General features: G+C 38.9%; 11 protein-coding genes. 7 read left to right on the forward strand and 4 right to left on the reverse strand.

All coding sequences use genetic code 11. The annotated features are described in order from the left end of the window. Window positions 1-154 precede the first annotated feature (154 nt). Entirely contained in the window at window positions 155-1,255 is a 1,101-nt protein-coding gene (locus J2Z23_RS05910; RefSeq protein ID WP_057981704.1) for a 5-methyltetrahydropteroyltriglutamate--homocysteine S-methyltransferase, read from the forward strand. Window positions 1,256-1,451: 196 nt separating this feature from the next. Beyond that, the gene (locus J2Z23_RS05915; protein ID WP_057981703.1) at window positions 1,452-2,801 is read left to right on the forward strand and encodes an MFS transporter; all 1,350 of its coding nucleotides are present in this window, start codon (window positions 1,452-1,454) and stop codon (window positions 2,799-2,801) included. Window positions 2,802-2,875: 74 nt separating this feature from the next. Here J2Z23_RS05915 and J2Z23_RS05920 read toward each other — a convergent pair whose 3' ends face one another. Then, window positions 2,876-3,856, reverse strand: coding sequence for a Gfo/Idh/MocA family protein (locus tag J2Z23_RS05920; protein ID WP_064468730.1), 981 nt, complete (start codon window positions 3,854-3,856; stop codon window positions 2,876-2,878). Between the two features lie 160 nt (window positions 3,857-4,016). Further along, the gene (locus J2Z23_RS05925; protein WP_057981864.1) at window positions 4,017-4,814 is read right to left on the reverse strand and encodes a polysaccharide deacetylase family protein; all 798 of its coding nucleotides are present in this window, start codon (window positions 4,812-4,814) and stop codon (window positions 4,017-4,019) included. Window positions 4,815-5,473: 659 nt separating this feature from the next. On the opposite strand from J2Z23_RS05925, the gene J2Z23_RS05930 reads away from it, so the two are divergent. From J2Z23_RS05930 to pgeF, 4 genes are all read left to right on the forward strand, one after another. After that, entirely contained in the window at window positions 5,474-6,457 is a 984-nt protein-coding gene (locus tag J2Z23_RS05930; RefSeq protein ID WP_064468729.1) for an ABC transporter substrate-binding protein, read from the forward strand. A 221-nt stretch (window positions 6,458-6,678) separates the two neighbouring features. Next, window positions 6,679-8,160 (forward strand): sugar ABC transporter ATP-binding protein, encoded by a 1,482-nt coding sequence (locus J2Z23_RS05935; RefSeq protein ID WP_064468728.1) that lies wholly within the window; start codon window positions 6,679-6,681, stop codon window positions 8,158-8,160. Between the two features lie 24 nt (window positions 8,161-8,184). After that, complete coding sequence (locus J2Z23_RS05940; protein ID WP_057994148.1) at window positions 8,185-9,234, forward strand: ABC transporter permease; 1,050 nt, start codon at window positions 8,185-8,187, stop codon at window positions 9,232-9,234. A gap of 263 nt (window positions 9,235-9,497) precedes the next feature. Then, window positions 9,498-10,256 (forward strand): peptidoglycan editing factor PgeF, encoded by a 759-nt coding sequence (gene pgeF, locus J2Z23_RS05945; RefSeq protein ID WP_057981698.1) that lies wholly within the window; start codon window positions 9,498-9,500, stop codon window positions 10,254-10,256. Between the two features lie 308 nt (window positions 10,257-10,564). On the opposite strand, the gene J2Z23_RS05950 is transcribed toward pgeF, so the two are convergent. Further along, on the reverse strand, window positions 10,565-11,164 hold the full coding sequence (locus tag J2Z23_RS05950) for a hypothetical protein (protein WP_209973473.1): 600 nt from the start codon (window positions 11,162-11,164) through the stop codon (window positions 10,565-10,567). Between the two features lie 121 nt (window positions 11,165-11,285). On the opposite strand from J2Z23_RS05950, the gene J2Z23_RS05955 reads away from it, so the two are divergent. Beyond that, window positions 11,286-11,432 carry a hypothetical protein gene (locus tag J2Z23_RS05955; RefSeq protein ID WP_165589557.1) on the forward strand — a complete coding sequence of 49 codons (147 nt, stop codon included), beginning with the start codon at window positions 11,286-11,288 and terminating at the stop codon, window positions 11,430-11,432. A gap of 189 nt (window positions 11,433-11,621) precedes the next feature. Here the strand turns inward: J2Z23_RS05955 and J2Z23_RS05960 are convergent, their stop codons facing one another. Next, window positions 11,622-13,226 (reverse strand): FAD-dependent oxidoreductase, encoded by a 1,605-nt coding sequence (locus tag J2Z23_RS05960; protein ID WP_338018413.1) that lies wholly within the window; start codon window positions 13,224-13,226, stop codon window positions 11,622-11,624. Window positions 13,227-13,277 lie beyond the last annotated feature (51 nt).

The raw sequence follows: 13,277 nt of genomic DNA on the forward strand, positions 1-13,277 counted from the left end.
GAGTATAGAAATTCTCACTTAACCTATAACCATTGGTTATAACCAACTATATCTTTTTCCACTTAGACTATACTATTTTCCCATGTTAGAATTCAATATATTCAATATAAAAGTTCATTTTAAATTTTTTACTATTAGGAAATGGGGGAGTAACATGCAAACAAAAACGACAACGATTTTCCGCGCTGACCAAGTCGGCAGTTTATTAAGAACCGAAACAATAAAAAAAGCACGATTACAGAGGAGCGCTGGTGAAATCACAGCTGAGCAATTACGTGCTATTGAAGATAATGAAATCAAAAGAATTGTAGTAAAACAAAAAGAAATCGGTCTTCAAGCTGTAACAGATGGAGAGTTCCGCAGGGCTTGGTGGCATTTTGACTTCTTAGAAAATTTAGTTGGAGTTGACGGCTATTGGGCGGGAAGCGGCATTCAATTTCAACAACAGCAAACTAGATCTCGCGCAATTAAAGTGACAAATAAACTAGATTTTGCTAATCATCCGATGCTAGATGATTATAAATTCCTTCATAAAGTAGCCGGAAATCATGTTGCAAAATTTACGATTCCAAGTCCAAGTATGCTCCATTTTCGCGGTGAAGTGGATCCAGCTGTCTATCCAGACGAGGAAGAATTCTTTGATGATTTAGCAAAAGCTTATAAAAAAGGGATAAAAGCCTTTTATGATGCTGGTTGCCGCTACCTCCAATTAGATGATACTGCTTGGGCCTATCTATGTTCAGAGGAACAGAAGGAACAATTACGAGCAAATGGAAAAGACCCGGAATACTTGGTCAAAATGTATCTTGATACATTAAATAAAGCGGTAGCTGACCGCCCAGAAGATTTAAAAGTGACGATGCATATTTGTCGTGGGAATTTCCGTTCTACTTGGATTTCTTCGGGTGGTTATGAACCAGTTGCAGAACCATTATTCGGAAATTTGAATATTGATGGATTCTTTTTAGAGTATGACAATGATCGTTCTGGTGGATTCGAGCCCTTGCGCTTTGTAAATCGGCCGGACTTAAACATCGTTCTTGGTTTGATTACATCAAAGCACGGTAAGCTAGAGCCAAAAGAAGATATTATTAGACGAATAGAAGAGGCCTCCCAATTTGTTAATCTTAACCAACTGTCACTAAGCCCGCAATGTGGATTTGCTTCAACTGAAGAGGGAAATTTATTGACTGAAGAAGAACAATGGGAAAAGCTTCGTTATGTAGTTGAGCTTGCCGAAGATGTTTGGAAATAACCGTAATACTGCCCTATGGATTTAAATCATAGCGTCATATTTTAAAATATAACACTTGGATGTGTAATGAACGGCAAAAAAGAGTCTCCTATAAAAACGCCGTTCTCTCTATGTGTTAGAAGAAGGCGCCTCTATAGGCGCCTTCTAAATTTAGTTGTTCCAATATTCTAAAAATACACTCAACAAGGAGATTGACATGCGCGTTGTTCGTACAGCTCACATTATAGCCGAAAGTAAATTTAATAAGTTTCACCTGCTAGTATTTTTATGGTGTTTTTATGCGATAGCCTTTGATGGATTTGATATTGCTCTATATGGAATCGGCTTGCCTCTCATGATGGATGACTTCGGATTAACAACTGTAGAAGCGGGAAAGATTGGTAGCTATTCATTAATAGGAATGATGATTGGGTCCTTCGTGCTTGGTTCTTTATCCGACATAATCGGACGTAAAAAAATACTCGCCATTTGTATGGCATTATTCAGTTTGTTCTCGTTGTTTGCTGGTTTAGCGCCAAATGAGAATGTCTTCTTAATTATGCGTTTTATTTCCGCCTTGGGAATGGGTGGGTTAATGCCAGCCGTGATTGCAATTATGACTGAGTATTCCCCTAAGAAAAATCGAGCTTTAACAGTGGCTTTAATGTATTGTGGCTATTCAATTGGAGGAATTTTAGCCTCTCTGATTGGCATGTATGCAATGGAAAGCCTAGGTTGGAGATTTCTATATTGGCTTGGTATTATTCCTTTGTTAACTTTACCTTTTTTTCTCAAACAATTTCCTGAGTCATTATCCTATACTGTTCTGCGAAAACAAGGAGACAAAATCGCCAGCATTCTTAATAAGGTCGACCCAAATGGCAATTTTCAAGCAACAGACGATTTTGAGTATGCGGCTGTTCAAGAGCAGGCAAAGGGCTTCCCAGTGAAAAAACTTTTTTCAAATCGACGTCTTGTCAGCACATTGGCTTTTTGGACGGCTGTCTTTAGCTGCCTGCTTATGATTTACGGTTTAAATACTTGGTTACCTAAAATCATGCAAGAATCAGGATTTGGTATTACTTCAAGCCTATCATTTAACCTTGTATTGGCCATTGGACAAATTGGTGGCTCCCTACTCGGTGGAATCTTAGTCGAGCGAATTGGTCATCGAAAGGTACTGTTAGGTATGTTCTTAATGGGGGCTCTTTGCTTCGTATCCCTTAGCCTAACCTCTCACACCCTATTACTATATGGATTAATCGCTCTTGGCGGCGCATGCACGGGTGGGACCCAAAATTTAGTTAACCCTTATATATCTGAATTTTACCCACGTGAAATTCGCGCAACAGGACTCAGTATCACAGTTGGCATTGGCCGCATCGGAGCCATATTAGCCCCTGTCCTTATCGGACTCTTACTTGCGACGAACGTAGCACCACAAAACGCCTTTATGGCATTTGCCGTTCCAAGTATTCTAGGAGGTATCGCCTTCTTATTCGTCCAAGAGAAATATGGAAGCTTTGATAAAACCACAAACACATCTCAACTCTCTAAAGTTGGATAATATTTTGGGGACAGTCCCCCGCTGCGTTAACGTATTAACGAGCTGGGGGACTGTCCCCGCTTTTGTCCCCGCTTTTATTTGTATTCTAAACCCCATTGCTTGCGTAATGTGTCCATGGTTTTCATGATATCATGCGTTTCGTCTAGAGGCATGATGGCACTTTCAAGTTTACCTTCTCGTAGACAGCGCATGGCTTCTTCAGCTTCAAAAATATAGCCTTGTAGTTTGCGATCATCTTGAAATTCGACTACTTCCGATCCTGCCTGATGTAGATAGGCACCATCTCCGAAGAGGAAATTAGGTAAACGGATGTATCCTTTAGTGCCATAAATAATAGCATCATTGGCTAAGTTGAGTCTTACTCCAGAGTTCAGCATCGCTGTTTTTCCATCTGGATACTCGAAGAGAGCAGAAAAATGCTCATCTACTCCTGTTTCTCCCAGATGGGCACTACTTTTAATTTCAGTTGGCTGCTGACCAAAAATGAAAGATGCGAAGGAGATTGGATAAATTCCAGCATCGAGCATCGCTCCTCCTCCAAGTTTCTTATCTAATAACCGGCTATTTGGGCTCCAACCAACATCAAAACCGAAATTCGCGGTAAGCATCCGAACCTCACCAATTTTCCCTTCTTCTAACCAATTCTTCGCCTGTACTATGGCTGGTAAGTATCTTGTCCACATTGCTTCCATTAAGAATGTATTATTTTCCCTTGCTGCTTGGATGAGCTCTTCTGCCTCTGCTGCATCCATCGTAAATGGTTTCTCACATAGAACCGCTTTCCCAGCTTTTAAGCAATTTAATGCACATTCTTTATGTTGTGTATGTAAGGTTCCAATATAAACAATCTCAATCTCTTCATCTTGTAAAAATTCATCATACGAATCATAAGGGCGCGCAATATTGAATTCGCTTGCAAAACTAGCCGCCTTTCCCTCTGTCCTTGATGCTACAGCCACCAAATCTGCATTCTCCGAGTGAACTAGATCAGATGCAAATTTTCGAGAAATATTCCCTGCTCCCATGATGCCCCATTTCACTTTATTCTCTGTCATGTCCCATTCCCCTTTCAATTGTCTATGAATCTATTCTAGTTTGTATCTAACAATAACACAAATTTCTTCTGATCATTCTAAATTATAAAACGAATTTAAAACTACTTTTAAGACAATACATTGAAATACATTATGAGTTTAGATTGATTTATTATCTTCTTTACAGTTCAATCTGACTGCCACCTTTTACTTCCACAATATCCCCATCTACATTAAGCCATATAGAGATCGCAGATGGATTGTAAACAAACTGACTATTAGCAGAAAATTTAAGCTGGTGAAAGGCATTAAGATAATCAACAATCTCTATATTAGTTGCATACCAAATATCAGTCTGCCTTCCTACGGTTTGGCAAAACGTTTCGATAATATCCCAATTATGATCATTGTCAAACTCATAACTATGCCCCCACACATACATCATGTATAAATATTGTTGTTTGTGCAGTTGTATAAAATTCTCTCCACGCTTTAAAAGATCTTGATTATGATGACAAGTAGGATGCCATTCTAAAAAATCATCTGGCATCGAATAATGACCTGTACTATGAACGGTTCTTGCATACTCAATTCCTAAATATGGTAATAGCTCCTTTATATATTGATTATATGAACCGTTCGGATAAGATAGTCCTCTAACCGTGTACCCGACAATATTTTCTAAGTCTTTACGATCTTCCAATATTTCTTCTAGCAATGCCTCTTTTGGTGACCGTGCAATTGTTGGATGTGTAACTGTATGGGCGGAAACTTCATGTCCCGCGTATACTGCTTTTATTTCTTCTAGCCCAATTCGGTCCCCTTTGCCCAATAAACCAGAATTAAGATGGAATGTTCCTTTAATTCCATTTCGGTTAAATACCTCAACAAGCTTACGATCAGCTGCCTTTCCGTCATCATAGCTCATTGTTAGAACCTTATGCTTTCCATGTGGAAAGGACATCGTTATCTGTGGCATCTCCATTATTCCTCCTACATCGATTGAATACTCTCTAAACTATTTCTCCCTCTTACAGAAATTTCCTGCCTAGCTTTTACTAAAAATCCTTATAATGACATTATCAATATTAAATCCCCAAAAAATATTTTTCTGAAGTAAAAGGCTAAAAGTCCGCATAAGATATAGAATAAATCGTTCGTAAAAGACATCCATTAAATAGTTCCTCATTAAGTTTAGAATTTCCTATTCTTCCATAATCCATATTGGTTAATCTCTTCATTTATTCATATTCTCTTCCCTCCCATTCATCCCAAAGACCAGAATCCTCACCATTGTGCCAACATCTATCAAAATGAGTTCAAAATAAACTTATAATCTAATTTACTCTCTTCCTTAGATGTCATATAATGAAAGTGCATAAGAAAGTTTTAGCTTTATCGCTAAGATACGATAAATTTACGTGAAGGCTTGTTTAGTATTTTACTATCTAACTTTTTTAGTGAAACGTTTAGATTGAGATTGGGATAGTGCTACTGATTTCCTGAAGATAGCCCATATTTCAACTGCAAACGCCAACATGCCTTTTCTCTAAATTTTCTAGGAATCGAATAAGGTAGGCCTATTTAAAAGCGGCTTCATTTTATTACGATAAAATATAAAAAGGGGAGTTCATTCTCATGAAGAAAAGTTTAAGTGTGCTAGCCATCCTAATTTTGATGTTAGTGCCGATACTAAGTGCATGTAATTCAGAATCACAGAATGAGGATTCAAGTAGCGATTCAGGTGAAAAGTCAAGCTCAGAGAAACATAAAATTGGGATACTTGCACCTGCTGTTACTCATGGTTGGGTCGCGGCTGTCGCTTACCATGCGGAAGCACGTGCAAAGGAATTATCTGATGAGATTGATTATAAAATCCAAACAAGTTCGAATGCGGAAGAAATGACATCCCAATTGGATGATTTGATGACTTGGGGTGCGGAAGCGATTGTAGCTTTCCCTCAGTGGGAAGGAATGGAAATTCCTATCCAAACCGCTCTTGACGCCGGAATTAAAGTGGTAAACTTTGATATTGAGATTGATGCTGACGGGGTTTATCGTGTGTCTGGCGATAATGAAGGTATGGGGGTTGAAGGCGCAAAATATATTATTGATAAAATTGGTACAGAAGGCAATGTCGTTGTGCTAGAAGTTCCATCCTCTGGTTCTGTTTCAAAATTAAGAAAACAGGGTTTTATGAACACAATGGAAGAAATGGCTCCTGATATGAATATCAGCACATATGCCACTCAATTTACACGTGAGGATGGTTTGAAAGACTTTGCGGATATTTTAACAAGCAATAAACAAATTGATGCTGTCTATTCTATGGATGATGAAACATCCATTGGCGTTCTACAGGCAATTAGTGAAGCTGGAAGAGATGATATTAAAGTTGTGACTGGCGGAGGCGGCATGCAAGAATATTTCAAGATGATGCCTGAAAATGAAGATATTTGGATTCAATCCGCCCTTTACAGTCCAGCTATGGTAAAAGATGCTGTTGATGTTTCTCTGCAATTATTAAATGGAGAAGAAGCTGATGAAGTAACAATTATCCCTACGACTGTTGTCGATCGAGATAATTACGAAGAATTCATTGACGAAGAATCTCCGTATTAAGGAGAAAAGCGCAAACGCCTGTTTAGCGACGTAATTTACTAGAGAGGCCTTGAGCCAAATTCAATTACGGCAAATTGTTGATTCCTAGACTTTTCATTATATGATAATTAATTTTGCCTTCCCCTCTATAAGGGAATTGATTTTCCATAAGACAAAGAATTGATGAGGGATTATGGCCTTGCCATGGTCTCTCTTTTAATCGAAGGTATGGAAGTGATCGTATGAAAATCGAAATGAAAAATATAAGAAAATCTTTTGGAACAAACGATGTACTTAAGGATGTATCGCTGAGTGTTCAAGGTGGAGATATCTGTGCCTTACTTGGTGAAAATGGTGCAGGGAAATCAACTCTTATGAATATACTTGGTGGTGTCCATCAAATGGATGCCGGTTCTATTCTAATCGATGGAAAACCTGTAAAGTTTGATACACCAGCCCAATCACAAGCAGCTGGCATTGCTTTTATACATCAGGAATTAAATTTAATCAATGACTTACCCATCTATGAAAATATGTTTCTTGGTAGAGAATTAAAAACCAAAACAGGCAGTCTAGACTTGACACGTATGTATAACGAAACAAATGAAATGTTTAAAAAGATGAATATTGATTTAGACCCGGAAAAAATGGTTCGAGACCTAGATTCTTCCTATAAACAAATTGTCGAAATTTGCCGAGCAATGATGACAAATGCTTCCATTATTATTATGGATGAGCCTACCACCTCTCTAACCGATCAGGAAATAGAACGAGTCTTTACAATGATGAAAACATTAACGGAGCATCAGGTCGGCATTATTTTCATTTCCCATAAATTAAATGAGGTCATGCAGTTTTGCAGCCGTTATCTCGTCCTTCGTGATGGAAACCTTGTCGCTGAAGGAAATGTAGGTGACGTGACAACAAGAGATCTAGCAAGATTTATGGTTGGATTTGATGTAAGAACAGAGCCTTTATTAAGAAAGAAGAAGATAGGGAAAGAAATTTTACGGGTGGAAGGACTTACAGATCCGACGGCCTTTAGAGACATTCACTTTTCCATTAAAGCCGGAGAGATTGTCGGCTTCACAGGATTACTTGGTGATGGACGTAGCGAACTTTTTCAAACTATCTTCGGAGCGAATCATCCTTCGGCCGGAAAGATCTTCTTGAATGGAAAAGAAGTCATTATTCAAAGTCCAAAACAAGCGATCAACAAAGGTATTGCCTATCTTCCAAGAAATCGTAAAGAAAATGCCATTATTAAAGATATGGATATTTTTGAGAATGCTTCGATTGCCACTTGGCCTAAGTTTTCTAATCGTGGGAAAATCGCGACAAAGAAACACCAGCTTCTTTTCGAAAAGCAAAAAGAACGGCTACGCTTAAAAATGGGGAAGCAGACTGACAATATCACCAGTCTTTCTGGAGGTAATCAACAAAAAGTGGTCCTGGCAAAATGGTTAGCAGCTGATCCACAGTTATTAATTTTGGATAATCCAACTCAAGGTGTTGATGTTGGGGCGAAAGAAGATATCTATGATATTATCCTAGATCTTGCAGACAACAATATAGCCGTTGTCGTTCTTTCTAGTGAAGCAGCGGAAGTTATCCGTATCTGTGACCGTGCACTCGTGATGTATCACGGTGTAATTCAAGGTGAAGTAATGGGAGACGAAATGAATGAGCATATGATTATGAACCTCGCTACGGGCGGGAATTGATCAGCGAAAAGGAGGGGAAAATGAATGACTGATAACCCTAGTTTAAAAAACAGACGGAATTTTTTTACATGGTTTAAATATAAATGGCATAATGAACCCGTATTTAGTACAGCGATCGCTCTAATTGTGATGATCATTATCCAAACATTAGTATTAGGTTTTAATTACGATTCATTTGGTAGTTGGTTTCAATCCTGGTTAAATAACTGGATTAATATTTTAAGAAATAATGCAGGTGTTGGAATTATCGCCCTTGGAATGACTTTTGTCATTATGACAGGGGGTATTGACCTAGCAGTCGGTTCCACTTTGGTTGCTACAGGTGCCTTTGCTATGGTTCTATTGGATACTAGTACAAAGGGAATTTTGGGTAGCCTTGGAATAACAGGTTTTCCAGCAATACTCTTAACGATTGTGCTTGTCATCCTTATGGGGTATTTACTCGGTCTCTTAATCGGCACAAGTGTAACTAAAGGGAATATTCCCCCTTTTATTGCGACTTTAGGTGCGATGATGATCTTCAGAAGTGTCACACAACACTTTATGCAAGGTTATAATCCGAAGGTCCCGATTGAGTTCACTCAATTGGCAAGCTTTAAGATTGGCAACTATATGATTATGCCGATTGTGTATTGGGCGATCATCGCTTATATTTTATATTATATTTCCAAGAAGACAGTCTTTGGGCGACAAATCATTGCTGTCGGCTCAAACGAAAAAGCGGCTAAACTTTCTGGTATTAATGTAAGTAAAGTAAAGCTACATGTATACGCCTTGATGGGTGTTCTAGTTTCGATTGCGGCTATCATCCAAGTTTCGCGAATTGGTTCCATGGATTTTTCCAATGCGGGACGGGGAATGGAAATGGATGCCATCGCGGCGGCTGTCGTAGGTGGCACAAGTATGCTTGGTGGTAGAGGGTTTATCTTAGGTACGGTCTATGGGATGCTGATTATAGCCGTTATGAATAATTTATTAAATTTATTTGGTGTTCCGCCCTTTCTTAGGGAAGCCTTTAAGGGATTTATCGTGATTGCAGCCGTGCTTTTACAAAGAAAGGAACAAGCAGCTTAAATTGGGCATGATACATTCTGTATATTATCAGAAAAAAGGGGCAGAAAGCTTGCCCCTTTTTCGGCACTAACTGGTCTCAATCTCTTCAATTTTATCCTTATGATTTGCTCTCACTAACCACTTAAAATATAGGTGCCTGACCCTACTGTACTTAGCATATCCTCTCAGCCTTGATCTCCATGAAGATGTTTACGAAGAATAATTCCATGCACCGCTTGTTATTGGGATAACTTTAAAAAATTAAGATAAATAAGGTGATACGCTTGAATATAAAAATGTATGTTCAGAACGAAAAATGGATTGCGGGAATGACAATGAAGGATATGACAGAGCCCGAGCATTTTAATATGGCCCTTCATGCTTGTCAGAATGAAAATGCAGTCTTGCAAAATCGTCAGCAATTGGCCAACTTTTTAAATTGTGAATTGGATGACTTCGTTTGTGCTGAGCAAACACATAGCGCCAATTTCTATCAAGTAATCCATCCAGATAAAGGGCGTGGGGCTGATAAATTAGAGACTGCCATTCCAGCAACAGATGCGCTTTACACATATGAACCAAATCTTTTACTATGTAGTTTTCATGCAGATTGTGTACCCGTGTTTTTTTATCATGAAGTACGTGGTGTCGTGGGAGTCATCCACTCAGGATGGCAGGGTACTGTAAAGGAGATCTCTTTGAAATTATTTAAGCATCTTATTCAGGTAGAGCAATGTGATCCAAAGGATTTTCATGTTCAAATTTGTCCGGCACTCAGTCAAAGGAAATTTGAAGTGGATGAAGATGTCTTTGTACAATATAAAGCTTTAGGATATGCAGATAAGTGGATCGAGTATCGTCATCAAACTGGCAAATATCATATTGATAATCAACAAACTGTGAAAGAACAGTGCTTATTAGCAGGCATCCCAGAAGACTGCATTCACATAGATACTACCTGTACGTTTCAAAGTCCCGCTGGTTTTTCTTACCGCCAAGACAAGCAAAGCGGAAGACATCTTTGCTTTATTATGAAAAAGTAGAAATGAAAGCCAAAACTCCCCAAAAGGCGCTCTTGGCTGCTAGCTAGGACGCGGGTCATGCAGATGGCCCGCGGCGCCGTAGCCGTGCAGTACGCACTAGTCCAGACAAAGAACAGGACTGTTTTGAGTCTGCCAATAAACGAGCGCGAACTTTGCCTTTCCATTCTCCATCCACTGCGTGGTCACAGCTAATGCTATTCTCACAGTCATATCGCCATTTTGGGGATTTTTAAAGTTGTTAGGCAAGGGAGAAACAAACAAGCTTATTCCAAATAAAAGATGAAATCGCCTATCCTCCTGATCCTTCATTAATCAACAAGCCTTATACTTAAAAGCTTTTTTGATTTAGGCAAATAATGAATCACATACACTCTTCCTTCTTCAATCCGCCTGAATCCCTTTCCCCTATACCTTTCTGAGAATTCTCGCCCATCAGCAAGGGTGTATTCATAAAAGGTATGTTCTCCTCCTGAACGGATAGCAAATTTTTCAATAACCACCTCTTCTGTCACCGTATTGCCCGTTACATAGCTGGTTATATCAATGAGATTACCTTTTAAGTTATGAGAAAGAAGACCCCCTAAACCAATCAATATTAATGCTAGTAAAGGGCCAAGCCATGCTAAACGCTTCGGATCAGCAGCTTTCCCGCTTATAATAAAATAGATACAAAAAACAATGAGTGCCGAACCTAGTAAGATTAAAAGAAGACCATACATATTTATGAATAAAACATCGTAGGCGATGAATTTTATAAATTGTCCCCTATCCTCCAGGCCTGATAACTGCCATGAAATAAAGAGAATGAACGATATCACAAGTACGACAACAATAGTCTCGATTGCTGTATAATCAGACTGTTTTTGCCTTCTTCCCATAAAATTTTCCAACCCCTTAATAGTTATCAATACCGTTCCGACAAAGATTTCTTCAATCATTTTTATTCCATAAAAATATATCAATAGCATATTTACGGCTATTACGGGAACAAATAAGAAGAGCGATAAAGTGAAGAGTAGGAGTGATCACATGTCGCAACAAGCAAATGAACAGCAAAGAAAAAAGCCTACCAAAGCACCCTCGAGCAACCCTGACAAATTCGGAAAGTTGATCGGAGGACAAACAGGCGAAATGACTTTCATGATGCAGTATCACTTTCACGGTTTAATTCCTTAATGCTGTTCTCTTATGGGGTTCAGTAAACGAACCCCATATAATCTTGCTCAGTATTATATAGTACAAGCCATTACTTTCCTAGTTACTAAAAGACCTTTTTATCCCACTCCCTTAAGTTTGTATTTCTATCAACCTAGTCTTCGATTTTTCCATAAAAAATAATCCGCAGTAAGGCGGATTATTTTAAAATTATTTGCCAAAAGTCGACTCCATGCGTTTAATCGGATCATCCTCAATTTCTTCTGACCAATCTAATACTTGTCCGTAGCGGAGAAGTTCTGTTCGTAGCTCATTATATCGTACTGCTTGTACACCCACTTTGTTTTTTAAAGCAAGTATCGCTGCTAGCCCAGCAGATTGCCCTAATATCATAAAGACAGGTTCCATACGAATGGCACCATAAGCAATATGGGAACTTGATAAACAAACAGGAACAAGTAAATTCGTGCATTCACTTGACCGCGGGCGAATCGAACGATATGAGATAGAAAACGGAGCAGTTGGCACTTGAACATCTCCTTCATTGACACACCGTCCATCTATCACCACTCGGCGACAATTATGGGAATCCATATGATAAGAAGCAAGGCCAATAGAATCATGAACAGTTGATTGTCCCAAACAATTATGATCTGTCATTACATAATCGGAAATCATCCGTCTTGCTTCACGAATATAAAGTTGTGGAGGCCAATGACCCGTTTCCATAAATTCATCTTCAGGAAGTCCCCATTCAGCCACTTCCCTGCGAATATTGACTGGCACTTGTTCATCATTTGCGAGAAAATAAAGAAGACCTAGATTATAATTTACGTGTTTTTGAAAAATTTCCTCACGTCGTTCATAGCTTCCTGCTGGCCAATCATAGTTCATGCCAATATAATCAGTCGAGAAAGCACCAAAATTGTTTAAATCAGACTTTCTGTTTGGCAGCATAGTATGGAGCTTCATCACATCCCATATACCCGAGTGAATATATCGTAATAACAGTTGATATTGCTCGGCATAGTAATGAACTGGTTTCGGAAAAGGAAGCCGATTTTGGGGGTCGTTCGTAAGACAAATTCGAAAGTTATAAGCTTGAATACGGTGATCCCCTTGCCCCTGATAACCTAGTAAGGCTGGATCATTCTCCGTTATTCCCGGTAAGAGCCCACTCTTGGCATCTCCCTCCACTTTATAAGGATCAATCCATTTTTCAAATTTATGATGGGGAGCGCCAAATTGAATGCCATTATAAATTTCTTTATATGTCGCATTGGCTTCCCTTCCTACATAATAGGATATACCCGCCTTTGCTAATAAATCACCTTCATAACTACAATCTATAAAAATATTAGCTTGATAACGAGAACTATCCTCCATCATGATTTCCGTTATCTCCCCATTTATCTTACATACCTTTTCTAAATGTTGACGATAATATACGGGGATATTATGCTCCTTCACCCATTTATGAAAAACATATTGAGCTGCTTTTGGCTCGAAATTCCATTGCTTTTCCTTCTGATAATAATAGGCAATCTCTTGATAGAATTCTTTAGCAAGCCCCCCAACAGCCTCTTCTGCACCAAGATCAGTGGCTCCTAAACCACTAGCTGTCATCCCACCAATTTGTTGACTAAATTCTGCAATCGCTACCGAGTAACCTGCGCGAGCGAGCTGGACAGCCGCTGTAATACCTGCTGGTGTTCCTCCATAAATTATGACATCCTTTTTAATCATTCTTGCCTTCAAGTTTCTAACAGTTGGCACATAATAATGAAGTTGGTCTAACCCCAATATCTCCACCACTTTCCCTATTTCGCTACTTTATTTAGGAACAAGCGCCCACATTTAAGGCGC

Origin of the sequence: Lederbergia galactosidilytica (assembly GCF_017873565.1) — a bacterium.
In the GTDB taxonomy this organism is placed as follows: Bacteria; Bacillota; Bacilli; order Bacillales; family Bacillaceae_C; genus Lederbergia; species Lederbergia galactosidilytica.